The sequence below is a fragment of the Kaistia nematophila genome, from assembly GCF_026343855.1.
Classification (GTDB): Bacteria; Pseudomonadota; Alphaproteobacteria; order Rhizobiales; family Kaistiaceae; genus Kaistia; species Kaistia nematophila.
In genome coordinates this window covers 36449-50368 of sequence record NZ_JAPKNK010000009.1, presented here as the reverse complement: position 1 = coordinate 50368, position 13920 = coordinate 36449, and the positions used below count along the sequence as shown (strand labels likewise).

General features: G+C 67.4%; 16 protein-coding genes and 1 tRNA gene. 7 read left to right on the top strand and 10 right to left on the bottom strand.

Annotated elements, in window-relative coordinates; translation table 11 throughout:
* Positions 1 to 55: 55 nt before the first annotated feature.
* Positions 56 to 763 carry a sugar transferase gene (locus OSH07_RS18665; RefSeq protein WP_266340194.1) on the top strand — a complete coding sequence of 236 codons (708 nt, stop codon included), beginning with the start codon at positions 56 to 58 and terminating at the stop codon, positions 761 to 763.
* 11 nt (positions 764 to 774) lie between these two features.
* Here the strand turns inward: OSH07_RS18665 and sugE are convergent, their stop codons facing one another.
* Positions 775 to 1092: a quaternary ammonium compound efflux SMR transporter SugE gene (gene sugE, locus OSH07_RS18660; RefSeq protein WP_266340193.1), complete on the bottom strand. Its 318-nt coding sequence runs from the start codon at positions 1090 to 1092 to the stop codon at positions 775 to 777.
* Positions 1093 to 1205: 113 nt separating this feature from the next.
* On the bottom strand, positions 1206 to 2906 hold the full coding sequence (locus OSH07_RS18655; RefSeq protein WP_266340192.1) for a dihydroxyacetone kinase family protein: 1701 nt from the start codon (positions 2904 to 2906) through the stop codon (positions 1206 to 1208).
* Positions 2907 to 3018: 112 nt separating this feature from the next.
* Between OSH07_RS18655 and OSH07_RS18650 the strand changes: the two genes are divergently transcribed.
* Positions 3019 to 3393, top strand: a complete 375-nt coding sequence (locus OSH07_RS18650) for an AprI/Inh family metalloprotease inhibitor (RefSeq protein ID WP_266340191.1) — start codon at positions 3019 to 3021, stop codon at positions 3391 to 3393.
* 161 nt (positions 3394 to 3554) lie between these two features.
* Positions 3555 to 3806 (top strand): GlsB/YeaQ/YmgE family stress response membrane protein, encoded by a 252-nt coding sequence (locus OSH07_RS18645; RefSeq protein WP_266340190.1) that lies wholly within the window; start codon positions 3555 to 3557, stop codon positions 3804 to 3806.
* A gap of 332 nt (positions 3807 to 4138) precedes the next feature.
* On the opposite strand, the gene OSH07_RS18640 is transcribed toward OSH07_RS18645, so the two are convergent.
* Together OSH07_RS18640 and cpdR are read right to left on the bottom strand one after the other, a co-directional pair.
* Positions 4139 to 4213, bottom strand: a tRNA-Val gene (locus tag OSH07_RS18640).
* 101 nt (positions 4214 to 4314) lie between these two features.
* Entirely contained in the window at positions 4315 to 4677 is a 363-nt protein-coding gene (cpdR, locus tag OSH07_RS18635; RefSeq protein WP_244670002.1) for a cell cycle two-component system response regulator CpdR, read from the bottom strand.
* 281 nt (positions 4678 to 4958) lie between these two features.
* On the opposite strand from cpdR, the gene OSH07_RS18630 reads away from it, so the two are divergent.
* Both OSH07_RS18630 and hisN read left to right on the top strand, forming a co-directional pair.
* Complete coding sequence (locus OSH07_RS18630; protein ID WP_336802387.1) at positions 4959 to 5804, top strand: N-formylglutamate amidohydrolase; 846 nt, start codon at positions 4959 to 4961, stop codon at positions 5802 to 5804.
* Positions 5805 to 6172: 368 nt separating this feature from the next.
* Positions 6173 to 6958 (top strand): histidinol-phosphatase, encoded by a 786-nt coding sequence (hisN, locus tag OSH07_RS18625; protein ID WP_266340189.1) that lies wholly within the window; start codon positions 6173 to 6175, stop codon positions 6956 to 6958.
* Positions 6959 to 7051: 93 nt separating this feature from the next.
* On the opposite strand, the gene OSH07_RS18620 is transcribed toward hisN, so the two are convergent.
* The 3 genes from OSH07_RS18620 to OSH07_RS18610 all read right to left on the bottom strand — a co-directional run bounded on the left by OSH07_RS18620 (position 7052) and on the right by OSH07_RS18610 (position 9495).
* Positions 7052 to 7789, bottom strand: coding sequence for an SDR family oxidoreductase (locus OSH07_RS18620; protein WP_266340188.1), 738 nt, complete (start codon positions 7787 to 7789; stop codon positions 7052 to 7054).
* Between the two features lie 86 nt (positions 7790 to 7875).
* A complete protein-coding gene (locus OSH07_RS18615; protein WP_266340187.1) occupies positions 7876 to 9123 on the bottom strand; it encodes an aminotransferase-like domain-containing protein in 1248 nt (415 codons plus the stop codon).
* 54 nt (positions 9124 to 9177) lie between these two features.
* The gene (locus OSH07_RS18610) at positions 9178 to 9495 is read right to left on the bottom strand and encodes a DUF1330 domain-containing protein (RefSeq protein ID WP_266340186.1); all 318 of its coding nucleotides are present in this window, start codon (positions 9493 to 9495) and stop codon (positions 9178 to 9180) included.
* A gap of 128 nt (positions 9496 to 9623) precedes the next feature.
* Between OSH07_RS18610 and OSH07_RS18605 the strand changes: the two genes are divergently transcribed.
* The gene (locus OSH07_RS18605; protein WP_266340185.1) at positions 9624 to 10118 is read left to right on the top strand and encodes an Lrp/AsnC family transcriptional regulator; all 495 of its coding nucleotides are present in this window, start codon (positions 9624 to 9626) and stop codon (positions 10116 to 10118) included.
* Here OSH07_RS18605 and OSH07_RS18600 read toward each other — a convergent pair.
* Together OSH07_RS18600 and OSH07_RS18595 are read right to left on the bottom strand one after the other, a co-directional pair.
* On the bottom strand, positions 10115 to 11059 hold the full coding sequence (locus OSH07_RS18600; protein ID WP_266340184.1) for an alpha/beta fold hydrolase: 945 nt from the start codon (positions 11057 to 11059) through the stop codon (positions 10115 to 10117). The two genes, OSH07_RS18605 and OSH07_RS18600, sit on opposite strands and share 4 nt — an antisense overlap.
* A gap of 205 nt (positions 11060 to 11264) precedes the next feature.
* Positions 11265 to 11669: a hypothetical protein gene (locus tag OSH07_RS18595; protein WP_266340183.1), complete on the bottom strand. Its 405-nt coding sequence runs from the start codon at positions 11667 to 11669 to the stop codon at positions 11265 to 11267.
* 263 nt (positions 11670 to 11932) lie between these two features.
* Here OSH07_RS18595 and OSH07_RS18590 point away from each other — a divergent pair, with 263 nt between their 5' ends.
* Entirely contained in the window at positions 11933 to 12397 is a 465-nt protein-coding gene (locus tag OSH07_RS18590) for an Hsp20 family protein (protein ID WP_266340182.1), read from the top strand.
* Positions 12398 to 12454: 57 nt separating this feature from the next.
* Here the strand turns inward: OSH07_RS18590 and OSH07_RS18585 are convergent, their stop codons facing one another.
* Positions 12455 to 13513: a threonine aldolase family protein gene (locus OSH07_RS18585; RefSeq protein ID WP_266340339.1), complete on the bottom strand. Its 1059-nt coding sequence runs from the start codon at positions 13511 to 13513 to the stop codon at positions 12455 to 12457.
* Positions 13514 to 13920 lie beyond the last annotated feature (407 nt).

Sequence of the window (13920 nt, the reverse complement as noted above, 5' to 3'; positions counted from 1 at the left end):
GCAGCGCCGCCGCAGCCAGCCTCAATCTGCGCGTAGGTGTGCGATGGACCGGAATGTGGAAGCGACAGCCAGTCAGCCGCTCGTTCGCTCGACGGCGGCCCGGCCGGGCCTGCCGGAGCGCCGCCGGCGGACGGCGTCGATCCGGCAATACCCGCTGAAGCGCGGCCTCGATGTCGTCGCCGCGTCGATGCTGCTCCTGTTCCTGCTGCCGTTCGGCATCCTCATCGCCGGCGTCATCGGCCTGAGTGGCGGGCCGGTCTTCTTCCGCTCGTCGCGCATGGGGATGAACGGGCGCCCTTTCCCGATGTACAAGTTCCGCACGATGGTTCCGGACGCCGAGCGCCTCCTCGACGCCTGGCTGGCGAACGATCCCCGGACCCGACTCGACTACAGCCAGCGCTACAAGCTGCGAGGGGACCCGCGCGTCACGCGGATCGGGCGCCTTCTGCGCCAGTTCAGCCTCGACGAGTTGCCGCAGCTCATCAACGTCGTCCGCGGCGAGATGAGCCTCATCGGGCCGAGGCCGCGCCTGCTGCGCGAGATCGCCGACGCCGGCAACTACAACCGGCGCCACTTCGAGGCCTACTATCTGTGCCGCCCCGGCATGACCGGGCTCTGGCAGGTGTCGGGCCGGTCGAACACCGATTATCACGCCCGCATCCGCCTCGACGCGCTCTATGTCCGGCAGATGAGCCTGGCGCAGGATCTCGGCATCCTCGCCAGGACCATCCCCGTCGTCCTGATGGGACGCGGCGACTGCTGACGGCCGGCTGGCTACGACGCCGAGAGCTTGAGCCCGACGAGGCCGAGGATGATGAAGGCGACGCTGCCGATGCGCAGCAGGGTCGCCGCCTCGCCAAGGACGAAGATGCCGACGCAGAACGCGCCGACGGCGCCGATGCCGGTCCAGATCGCATAGGCGGTGCCGAGCGGCAGTGATTTCATCGCGACCGCGAGCAGGCCGAAACTGACGATCATGGCGAGGATGGTGATGACGGACGGGGTCAGCTTGCTGAAGCCGTCCGAGTATTTCATCGTCGAAGCCCAGACGACTTCGAAGATGCCGGCGAGAACGAGATAGATCCAGGCCATCGGGCCCTCCTGCGAAAGGGCCGGGCCGTCCCGGACATGGTTCCCGATTTGGGGAGGTCGTTCCTCTTCCCGTTTATATACTTATGCCGCTGCGCCGGGGCAAGGCGCGCCCCTCAGCCGAGGGCGCGCCGGATCGCCTGCAGCCAGACGACGACAGCCTCCGCGCCTGGATCGGCAACGCCGACCACCCGCGCCCCGAGATAGCTGGAACGTCCGCGGCGCGAGGCGGTCGAGGACGAATCGCGCACGCCCTGCTGCGCGGCCTCGATCGCCCGGCCGAGCCGCCCGAGGCCATCGCCGGACGAGGACGGCTCCGCCTCCAGCACGGCCGCGGCAGGCAGCAGCGCGTCGAGCATGGTCCGGTCGCCGATCCGCGCGTCGCCCAGTTGCGCGATGGCGCGCGCGCCTTCGCCAAGCGCGCGCGACCAGTCGCCCCGGCCCGGCGCGTCGATCGCCTGCAGCGTCGCCGCGGCACGAAGCAGCCCGGCCGCATAGAGCGCGCCGGAGGTGCCGCCCACCGTGCGGCGGACGATGGCCGAGAGGCTGCGCAGCAGTTCGGCCGGATGCTGGCCGGCCAGCGCGTCCAGCTCGCTCCCGATCGCCGCGGCGCCACGCGCGAGATTGAGGCCGAGGTCGCCGTCGCCGACCTGCTGGTCGAGCCCGGTCAGATAGGTCTCCGCCTCGCCGAGCGCGTCGATGACCTGCTGCAACGAAGCGCGGATCCGGGGATCGCTGGCTGGCGCGACGCCCGATTTCGGCGCGGACGCCGCCTGGCGCGCCGCCACACGGCGGACGACGCCGCCCTCGCCTGCCAGCCCCGGCCAGGCCGGCGCGGCAGCCGGCGCGCGGAGCGCTTCCAGCATCGAGCCGGAGAGCTTCAGCGCCGTGATCGAACAACCGGCCATCTCGATCGCCGTCAGGAAGGTGCCGACCCAGACGGCGTCGACGACGAGGCCGCGCCGGGCCGCCTGGTCCAGCGTTTCCCGGGCGACGATGGCCATCTCCATGCCGGGGGTGGCGCCGAGATTGTTGACGAGCAGGGCGACGCGGTCTCCCGGCGCAAGTTCCAGGAAATCGAAGACCCGCGCGCAGAGCCGCCGCACGATTTCGGCGGCGTCGGTGAAGCGCTCACGAGCGACGCCGGCCTCGCCATGAATGCCAAGACCGAGCTCGATCTCGTCCTCGGCAAGGGTGAAATTGGGTTTGCCGGCCGCCGGGACGATGCAGGGCGACAGGCCGACGCCCATGGTCGCCAGATGGTCGATCGCCTGCTGCGCCGCGCGGGCGACATCCGTGAGCGGCTGGCCCGCCTCGGCGGCGGCGCCGGCGATCTTGTGGACCAGCACGGTTCCGGCAAGGCCACGCCGGCCGGCGGTCTCCGACGCCTCGGCCAGCGCCACATCGTCGGCGACGACCACCATCCGCACGTCGAGCCCCTCGGCGCGGGCGATCTCGGCGGCGAGGCCGAAATTCAGCCGGTCGCCGGTATAGTTCTTGACGATTAGCAGGGCGCCGGCCGGCCCGGTCACGGTGCGGATGGCGGCGAGCACGGCATCGGTGGAAGGCGAGGTGAACACGTCGCCGCAGACGGCGGCGGTCAACAGGCCCTCGCCGACATAGCCGGCATGGGCAGGCTCGTGGCCGGAGCCGCCACCCGAGATCAGCGCCACCTTGCCGGCGTCGCGCAGCGCGGCGAAATCGGCACGGACGACGACGCGCGCCCCGTCGAGGACCGCCAGGTGATTCGAGGCGGCCACGATGCCCTCGATCATCTCGTCGACGACGGCCCCCGTCGTGTTGATCAGCTTCTTCACGTCTTGCTCCTCCCGAACGTCGCGTCCAGCCCCGCGTTTCCCCTGTCCCGCCTGCCTTGCCCGGCCGAGAAAGCCGTGTCACTCATCAAGGCAACAACCGGAGGAGCGGGGCATGCGATTGATCATCGGCGTTGCATTTCTGGTTGCCAGTTGCATCGCGTCCGTCGCCAGCGAAGCTTACGCCGAAAAGCTGAAGGGCAAGTTCGATATCTGGGAAGACTTCGAAGGCGGCAGGGTCTGCCCGGTCACGCTCAGCGACGAGACGGCGATCGGCGGTTTCGCGCTCGAGGGCGACGAGGCGTGCCTCGCCGAACTGAAGCTCGGCGGCGATCCCGCCGCCTGGTTCATCGACGGGGAAGGATCCTTCGTCCTGATCGACGCGACCCGCCATGCGCTCGTCCGCTTCAACGCGCTGGAGGACGGCTCCTTCTACGCCGACCGGAGCGCCGAGGGCCTCGACAACCTCAACCTGACGCCCGCGAGCTGATGCCGGCAGGCCGGAGCCGAATTCCCGCAGCCCGAATCCCGACCGCTTCCCGCCCGCGCGCAGGAAGATCCGCACCAAGGCGAGAATCGCGCTAGAATTGCCTGCCCGCAAGGATTGCGCGTGCGTGATTGATTCCGTTGGTCGTCACATGGGAGGTCAGCATGAGTGGCACTGGCGTTGGCTGGATCGCAGCCATCATCATCGGCGGCATCGCCGGCTGGATCGCGTCGAACATCATGAAGAGCGATACCGGCCTGCTCACCAACATCATTCTCGGCATCGTCGGCGCGGCGATCGCGAGCTTCCTGTTCGGCCTGATCGGCGTCGGATTCGCCGGCTGGCTCGGTTACCTGATCGCCGGACTGGTCGGCGCCTGCATCCTGATCGGCGTGGTTCGAGCCGTCAGTCGCTAGAGCGCTTTCGAGCGAAATGGATACCGGTTCGCGAAAAAAACGCGACAAGACAACGAGTTGGATCGTTTCGTCGTTTTCCGTGAAACGATGAAGCGATCTGGCTCGGTGTCTGGAGCGGCAAGGGCGGCCGGCTGCAGTCGTCCGCTTGCGCGCCGTCGAGCCCGGCCATGTACTGGGGAATTCGCACCGGCCCATATCAGCCGGGCGTTCGCGTGCGCGCACGCCGCTTGGAACAAGGAGCCGGCTCACGATCCCGACCCTCGTCGGCGCGGCTGGCGTCGGCCTTGACCGGAAGCGAATGACCTTCGGAAACTTGGGAGATTTGGAAAGGATGGTGGGCGTGACAGGGATTGAACCTGTGACCCCTACGATGTCAACGTAGTGCTCTCCCGCTGAGCTACACGCCCATCCTTTTCGTCGCGACCGGCGGGACCGGCGGCGTGAGCGAGGGTATACAGGGCGATTTCCGAAGCTTCAAGCCTCGTTTTTCGACCCTGTTGAAAACTCCTCAGGCAGCCAGCAGCCGCTCCACCTCGTTGACGAGGTCGCGCAGGTGGAACGGCTTCGACAGCACCTTGGCATCCTTGGGCGCGTTCGAATCCGGATTGAGCGCGACGGCGGCGAAGCCGGTGATGAACATCACCTTCAGGTCGGGGTCGAGTTCGGTGGCGCGGCGGGCCAGTTCGATGCCGTCCATCTCCGGCATGACGATGTCGGTCAGGAGCAGGGTGAAGGGCTCTTCGCGGATGCGCTCATAGGCGCTGCGGCCATTGTCGAAGGACACGACATCATAGCCGGCATTCTGCAGCGCCTTCGCCAGAAAGCGGCGCATGTCGTTGTCGTCTTCGGCAAGCAGGATGCGGTTCATCAGGAAATCCATGGCTGGACGGTCGATCTCGTTCGCCAGCGGGACCGGGGACAACGGGTCGGCGGTGCGGCGCTTGGCGATTGGGTTCTTGGCGATTTGGTTATTGAATTACGGCTGAACGAAGTAAAGATCGGGTGAATGGCGCGAAACTTCGCTGCCCGAACCGCTCCGGACGACATAAGCTGGCCTCCTTCGTATGGAATCGGGGCTCGCCCGCCGCAACTTCAAGGAGAACGACCATCGACGCCGCGCCGGATTTCGAGAATGCGCTGCCCTTCGAGGTTGTGGCCCCGGCCGAGCAGCGCATTCCCTTCGTGTTCAATTCGCCGCATAGCGGCCGCGTCTATCCGACCGCCTTCCTGGAGGCGTCGAAGCTCGACGAGCGGACGCTGCGCCGATCGGAAGACACGTTCGTCGACGAGTTGTTCGCCTCGGTCGTGCCGCTCGGCGCGCCGCTGATGCGCGCGCATTTCCCGCGCGCCTGGCTGGACGTGAACCGCGAGCCCTACGAGCTCGATCCGCGCATGTTCGAGGGCGACCTGCCGCCCTATGCCAATATCCGCTCGCTGCGGGTCGCAGGCGGCCTCGGCACCATCGCCCGCGTCGTCTCGGAGAACGTCGAGATCTATGCCGAGCCGATGCCGGTGGCCGAGGCGCTGCTCCGGATCGAGACGATCTACAAGCCGTATCACGAGCGGCTGCGCCAGACGCTGGCGACGACGCATGAGCGCTTCGGCTATTGCGTGCTGGTCGATTGCCATTCGATGCCGTCCACGGTGCGGACCCTGCCCGGGCGGGCGCGGGCCGACATCGTGCTGGGCGACCGCTACGGCACCAGCTGCGCGACGGAGATATCGGAAGCCGCCTATGCGCTCCTGACCGACGCCGGCTATGCCGTCGCCCGCAACAAGCCCTATGCCGGCGGCTTCATCACCGAGCATTACGGCCGGCCGGGCCGCGGCCTGCATGCGCTGCAGATCGAGATCAATCGCGGTCTCTACATGAACGAGCGGACGCTGCAGCCGAATGCCGGCTATGACCGGCTCGCCGCCGACCTGGCGAACTTCGCAGCCGCGCTGTCGAGCCTGCCCGACGCGCCGTTCTATCCGCTCGCCGAGGCGGCCGAATAGGCCGACCGGAACGGAAAGCCCGAACGGATCGACGCTGCGCTGCGGACAGAAAAAAGGGCCGCTCGTCAAACGAGGCGGCCCAAGTCTAGGGAGGAAACGCCCAAGAAGGGCAGCGGTAGATCGACGCCAATCGATGTACCGCACCGCAATAAGTTGCGCTTGCACTGCAAAAAGATCAAGAGGCTTTGCAACGTGACCGATGTCGCACCCTTCGGCGAGGGCGGTCGCACGCCGCGCAGCAGCGGAAGCGCCCCGGATGCGATTGAAATAGACATTTAAAATCAGCCTGTTAGATATCCGAAATCGAATGGCGCGATGCTATGCGGACAGCGCATGGCTCGCATGCAGAGCCCCTGGGAGCCCGCCTGATGACCGATCCGAACCTGATCGCCTTCCTCGACCGGCTGGCAGATTCTGCCGGAAAAGCAATCATGCCGCATTTTCGGGCGCTCGATTCGATCGAGAACAAGGCGGCTACCGGCTTCGATCCCGTCACCGTCGGCGACCGCGCAGCCGAACAGGCGCTGCGGGCGCTGATCAACGAGCACTATCCCGAGCACGGCATCATGGGCGAGGAGTTCGGCAATGAGCGGCTCGACGCCGAAAATGTCTGGGTGCTCGATCCGATCGACGGCACCCGCGCCTTCATCTCCGGCCTGCCCGTCTGGGGCACGCTGATCGGGCTGACCACCGGCGGCACGCCGTCGCTCGGCATGATGGCGCAGCCCTTCACCGGCGAGCGCTTCGCCGGTGATGGCACGCGCTCCTGGTATCGCGGTCCGGAGGGCGAGCGGACGCTGCGGACGCGCCCCTGCGGCGGCCTGCCGGATGCCGTGCTGTTCACCACCACCCCGGCGCTGTTCAAGGGCGCCGACCGCGAGGCCTATGATCGCGTCGAGAGCCAGGTCCGGCTCGTGCGCTATGGCTGCGACTGCTACGCCTATTGCATGGTGGCGGCCGGCTTCGTCGACGCCGTCATCGAGGTCGGCCTGCATCCCTACGACATCGTGGCGCTGATCCCGGTGATCGAGGGCGCCGGCGGCCGCGTCACCAGCTGGGACGGCGGCTCGGCAGCAGCCGGCGGCCGCGTGGTCGCCAGCGGCGATCCGCGCCTGCACGACCAGATCCTCGAAATGCTGAACCGCGCCGGCTGAGGCAGGAAACGCTTCACCTCTCCCTGAGGGAGAGGTGAAGGTTAGCAGGACCGCGAGGCCGGCGCCCCCTCGCGAAACCGCTTCCGACCGCCGTCAGATCGACTGCAGCAGGCCGCCATCGACGGCGATCGCCTGGCCGGTGATGTAGCTGGCGCGCTCGGAGGCGAGGAAGGCGGCAAGCGCCGCGAATTCCTCCGGCTCGCCGATACGGCCGGCCGGGATCTTCGAGCCCATGGAGGCGCTGGTGACGCCGACTTCCTTCATCCGGTCGGTATTGGTGTAGCCGGGCAGCAGCGCGTTCACCGTGATGCCCGCCGCCGCGACGTCGCGGCTGAGCGCGTTGACAAGGCCGAGCAGGCCGGCGCGCAGGCCGTTCGAGACGACGAGGCCCGGCTGCGGCTCGCGCGCCGCGACCGAGGTGACGGCGAGGATGCGGCCAAAGCCCTTCGCCTTCATCGACGGCAGCGCCTCGCCGACGCTCTCGACGAAACTCATCCAGAGATTGTCGAAGCCGGCTTGCCAGGCGGCGTCGGTGATCTGCTCGAAATTGCCGGGCGCCGGCCCGCCGGTATTGGTGACGAGGATGTCGACGCCGCGGCCGAGCTTCTCCGCTGCCTGGCGGACCAGGACGCGGCTCGCGCCCGGCTTCGAGACATCGCCGGCGAGGCCGATCACACCGAGCTCGGCAGCGGTCTTCTCGACGCGGGCGGCGTCGCGGGCGACGATCACCACCGTCGCGCCCTCGGCCGCGAGCTCCGCGGCGACGGCGCGGCCAAGCCCGCGCGAGCCGCCGAAGACGAGCGCGGTCTTGTCGTTCAGTTTCAGATCCATGGCCGAGTAGTCCTGTTCCTTGAAAGATGGGCAGGCTCGCAGAAACAGGCCGCCATTGCCACAGGGGAGCTTGCCGGGAAAACGCCCTAGGCGGCGCCTTCGAGCTGCTGGCGGGCCGACCGATAATGCTCGACCGCGCGCGCGAGCCGGCGCACGCCTTCGGCGATCACCTCGGGCGAGCTGCGGGTGAAATTGACCCGCATGGCGAAGCGGTTCTCGCCGGTGAAGTCGAAGACGCTGCTCGGCACATAGGCGACCTTCTCCTCGACGGCGAATTTGTAGAGCGCGTCGGTATCGATGGCGCTGTCTTTCGAGCGCATCCAGACGAACATGCCGCCGACCGGCACCTCCCACTCGAACCAGTCGGAGAGCCGCAGCGCCGCCTCGCGAAGCAGCGCGTCGCGACGCTCCCGATAGACCGGCACGATGGCGCTCGAATGCTCGTGGTCGAAGTCGCGCTCCATCAGTTCGAGCGCGATCGCCTGCGTCAGCAGGCTGCCGCTCAGGTCGCTCGCCATCTTGGTCAGCGCCAGGTTCTGGATCATGCCGGCCTCGGCGACCACCCAGCCGACGCGCAGGCCCGGCACCAGGCTCTTCGACACCGTGCCGAGATAGATCACCGGGCCGTCATAGGGACCCGGGCTGGTCGAGCGAGCGACGGAATGGCTCAGGATGCTCGGCCCGGGCGAGCCATCGAGCTGGATCGAGAGATAGGGATCGTCCTCGACCAGCCAGGTGCCCGCCGCGAGCACCTTGTCGAGCAGGGCGACACGGCGCTCCTGCGATACCAGCACGCCGGTCGGGTTGGAGTAGTTCGGCACCGAATAGACGAACTTCGCCTTTTCCAGCGCGGCATCGAAACCCGGATCCTGCAGCGTCCAGTCGAGCGGCAGATAGCTCGGCGCGCGCGGACGCCAGGCGTCGAGGGCGCCGAGATAGGTCGGCGCCTGCGCGACGATCAGTTCGCCCGGATCGACCAGCACCTTGCCGATCAGGTCGAGCGCCTGCATCGAGCCGGTGGTCAGAAGCACGTTGGCGGCTGTGAAATTGCCGCCCGTCTCGGCCGCGACGCGCGCAGCGATCAACTGCCGGAGCGCCGGCAGGCCCTCGACCGGGCCATATTCCATGATGGTCGAGCCATGGCGGGCGATCGCCGAGCGCGCCGCCGCCTCGACATCGGCGACCGGATAGAGCTCGGCCGCCGGCAGCCCGCCGGCGAGGCTGACGACATCCGCCCGCCCGCCGAAGGCGAGGAACTGCTGCGAGATGTCGTTGCTCGAGCGAAGCCACTGCGCCGTCGCGGGCCGGGCCTTGTTGGTCTTGGCGCTCGCCATAGTCATGAATCCTCGAATGTCGGAAATCGAAAGGCGGAGCGCCAGCCCCGGCGGCTAGAGCCGGGGATCGGGATCCTCGGTATTGCCGCGGCTTTCCTGAACGATCATCCGGCCGGTCGAGGCGGCGTAGCGGAACTGGCAGGCCTCGACATAGTCGGGATCCTTGATCCAGGCGTCGACATGCTCCTTGCTCGGAAATTCGAGGATGACCATGCGATCGGTGAAGGGCGTCCCCTCGGCCGTGAAAACCTCGTCGCCGCGGGTCAGGAAGCGCCCGCCGTGCCGCTTGACGATCGGCGGCGTGCGGTCGGTGTATTTCTTGTAGGTCGCGGGATCGTGGATCGACATGGTCGCGATCACATAGGCCGTCATCGTCATCTCCCTTGTTTGCTAGACATTAGCGCTCGAGTGCCGAGTGAATCCGTGCAATTTTCAACCCTCGACGGGGGATCCCTGCAAGAACTCGCTCTGAAACGTCGCCCTGGGAGTGAAAAACGCCAATGGTCGAACTCGACTCGATCGACCGCCGCATCCTGGCCGTGCTGCAGGCGGACGGACGCATCTCCAACCTGGAGGTGGCCGAGCGCGTCGGCCTGTCGCCGACGCCGTGCAGCCGGCGCATCAAGCGGCTGGAGGATAGCGGCGTGATCCAGGGCTATTCGGCAAGGATAAACCCGCTGGCGCTGGGGCTGTCGATCTGCGTCGTCGTCTCCGTCCGCCTCGCCAAGCAGACGCCGGACGCCGCCAGCCAGTTCCTGAGCGCGATCGAAGACCGGCCGGAAATCACCGAGTGCCTGCTGGTCACCGGCAGCGTCGATTATCTGCTGCGGGTCTGGGTCAAGGATATCGAGGCGCTGCGCCAGTTCATCTCGGCCGCGCTGCAAGCGATCCCCTGCGTCGCCGAGACCTCGACCATGGTGATTCTCGACACGACGAAATCGAATGGCCTGTCGACGGCCGACACCGCCGCGCGCCCCGGCCGCGAGCAGCGCTAGCCGTCGGAGCCGGGAACGAACGCGTCGAAAGCGGCCCAGAACAGGCCGCGCATCGGGTCGCGCTCCATCAGGATCTCGTGCCGCGCCCCGGGGATGACGATCTGCGACCCGATCCGCATCTCGCGCGCGAAGCGCTCGATCGCCAGCGGCGACACGACCTTGTCCTCGCCGGCGGCAATCATCAGCGTCGGAATGCGGATTTCGGCCGCGAAGGCGGGATTGGAGGCCTCGTTCATCGCCCGGCAGGCGGCATGCAGCCAGGCGATGGTCGGCGCGCCGACAGTCAACTCCGGCCGCGCCTTGGCGATCGCGATCGTTCGGTCGAAGCGGCGCGGGTCGCTCGTCAGCGGGTTGCCCTTGAAGCCGCGCTCGTCGACCTCGGCGATGCGGGCGCCGGGCGGCAGGGCGTCGCCGAGCCCGAGCAGCGAAAAGGCGCCGGCGGCGAAATTGATGAAACCGCGCGACGGCGCGAAGCCGCCGAAATCGAGCAGCGGCGACACCAGCACCATGCGGGAGAAGGCCTGCGGCCGGCGCCTGGCGAGTCGGAGGCAGACGAGCCCGCCGGTCGAATGCGCCAGCACGAAATAGGGCGGCGGGCAGTCCGGCAGCATCACCGTTTCGATGAAAGCCTCGAGATCGCGCTCATATTCGACGAAGTCATCGACATGGCCCTTGCGCGGATTCTGCAGGCGGCGCTCGGAAGCACCCTGCCCGCGCCAGTCGAAGCTCGCGACCGCGAAGCCGCGCTCCAGCAGTTCGCCGACGACCTCGTAATATTTCTCGATCGCCTCGGCGCGGCCATGGACGATGCAGACGGTGCCCTTGAGGCGTCCTTCCGGCCGCCAGACGGCCGCGCGCAGCCTGACCCCGTCGGCGGTCATGACCGTCTGTTCGGCAGCGCCTGTCGGGACGGGGTTGTCGGGAAAGGATTGCAGACTCATCCGCCGCGCAGTTCCGCATTCGAGCATGGCATCGTGGGTCCTCCGGTCTTAGCCGAGCAACCGGAAGGCGACAAGCGACGGCTGCGCACCGGTGCGAAGGCCGAAACGAAGAAACCGGCGACATCCGGGGATGTCGCCGGCTGACAGGCCGACCTCGCGCGGGGGGCGGATTCGAGATCGACCAGCAGGTCAGTGCGCCCTGCGCTTACCAGCGGCGCCAGTCATTGCCCCAGCCGCCATGCCAGCCGCGATCACCGCGCCAGTCATTCTCGATCACGCGGCGGCGCAGGATCTCGCCGGACCAGGAATCCACCACCAGCATCACGTCGCGGCCGCGCGGGCCGATGGCGCGGACGATGTAGACGTCGCTGCGGCGGTTGACGATGTCGATGCGGGCATAACCCTGGCGGGCGAGCACGCGGTAGATCTGGCGGCCGTCGAGCTGGCGGCGAGGAGGCGGCGGGCGGCGATAGTCGCGATCGTCCCGGTAGCCGCGGTCGTCATTGTATCCGCCGCGGCCGCCCTCGAAGCGATAGTCCTGGGCCTGCGCGGCGATCGGCAGGACCAGCGCGCCAATCAGAGCAGAGGTGGCAAGAATGGCCTTGATCATGGGTCTTTCTCCAGCGGATGAGCCGGACGATCTGTGCATCGCCGGTCTTGATGGTGAAGCTATCCGCAGCCGCCTGAACGCCATTGGAATGGGTCGTTCATGTGGCGTTCAGCCGAAATGGACCGGCCCTTGAACAGCTTTTGCCCCATCCCCACATCCAATCAGCGGATGCCGATACCGGGTCCGCGAGTGAGACACGCGGCCCGGCCGAGATGGCGGAGCCGGCGTGAATTTCGAACCCCGTCGCTCCAAGGAGGACACCCATGCGTACGTTTGACCTGAGCCCGCTCTATCGCTCCACCGTCGGCTTCGACCGGCTCTTTTCCCTTCTCGACCAGGCCTCTGGCGTCGACGCCGGCGTGCCGGGCTACCCGCCCTACAACATCGAGCGCACCGGCGAGAACGCCTACCGCATCACCATGGCGGTAGCCGGGTTCGGCGACAGCGAACTGTCGATCGAGTCGCGTGAGAACACGCTGACTGTGAAGGGCGAGAAGAAGCCCGAGGACGGCAAGGAATCGGAAGTGCTCTATCGCGGCATCGCCGGACGCTCGTTCGAGCGCCGCTTCCAGCTCGCCGACCATGTGGAAGTGAAGGGCGCCAGCCTCGAGAACGGCCTCCTCCACGTCGATCTCGTCCGCGAGATCCCGGAGGCGATGAAGCCGCGCACGATCGCCATCACCAGCGGCAAGAAAACCAGCCAGCAGATCGAGGCCAAGGCCGCCTGAACGGCGACCCGCGCACTCCGTTGACCGGGCGCCCCACGCAAGTGGGGCGCCTTTATTTTAGGCATCAACTGCCGAAACTATTTGCACGAAGCGCTCCACATCGGCCTCGTCAGTACGAAAACTGGTCACCAGCCGCACAAAAATGGTGTCATTGTCCAAGGGTGCGGCAATCAGTCCTGCCGGCGGCCATTCATAGTAGCTCGCACCGGCCGCGCGCAGCCGCCCGTCCGCAGCCTTTGAAAGCGTGGCGAAGATCTCGTTGCCCAGCGGCCGCAGCGGGACGGCCGAACCGGCCGCCACGAGACCGTCGGCGAGGCGCTGCGCCATCGCATTGGCGTGCGCCGCCATATCCAGCCAATGATCCCCATCGAGATAGGCCGCGAACTGGGCCGAAACGAAGCGGCTCTTCGAGAACAGCTGGCCGGCGCGCTTGCGGTGGAACTCGAAGCCGCGCGCCTTCCCGGGATCGAAGAACACCACAGCCTCGGCGGCGAAGCAGCCATTCTTGGAACCGCCGAAGGACAGCACATCGACGCCGGAACGCCAGCTCGCTTCCGCCGGCGATACGCCGAGCCCCGCCACGGCATTGCCGAATCGGGCGCCGTCCATGTGCAGCGGCAGGCCGGCGCCATGGGCGACGGCGGCGATCTCAGCGATTTCCGCCGGCGTATAGGCAGTGCCCGCCTCCGTCAGCTGGCTGATCGAGACGGCCGCCGGCTGGCCGTGATGCAGCGCCTCGGCCGGATAGGCGGAGATGGCGGCGGCGAGATCCGCGGGCAGCAGCTTGCCGCCGGCGCCATCGATGCGATGCAGCCGAGAACCGCCGCCGAAAAATTCCGGCGCTCCGCATTCATCGACGGCGATATGCGCGTCGCGATGGCAGAAAACCACGCCGCCGGGCTTGGCGAACTGCGCGAGCGACAGCGCATTCGCCGCCGTGCCGGTCGCGACGAAGAATGTCGCCACCTCCCGCTCGAACACCCGCGAGAACGAAGCCTCGACGGCCGCCGTCAGCGGATCGTTTCCATAGGCGGGGGCATGGCCCGCCGCCGCTTCGACGAGTGCGGCCGCCACGCGGTCGGACGCGCCCATCCAGTTGTCGCTTGCAAAGATCATGGCGTCATATCGCGGCGGCGCGCCGGGAAGCGCAAGCCCTCCGCGGCGATTCCCCGCCTGGCGGGCCGCCAAAAGCGCTCGACAGCCTTGTCGCGACGCGGCCTGGCTGCCCGCCGGAAGGAGCGAGGCTGGAATCGGTCGAATCTGCCAGCCTGTGCAACAAGCCGTCGGAGCGGCGGAAACCGGCGCATTTCTGCGGCAAAACACTTCCCCGACCGACGGCCCCGCGCGACCGGCATTCGAAATTTTCTTGCGCTGCGACCGCCGATCCATCACCTAAAGTTTGTTGGCCTCGTTCGTTTCGTAACAAACATAATGCGTGATCAGCGAAACGCTTGCCGCAGCGAGAGAGTTCTGGCATTTTGGCGCGCCTTGAATTAGGACAGCCTTGCTGTCCCATCGTAGGG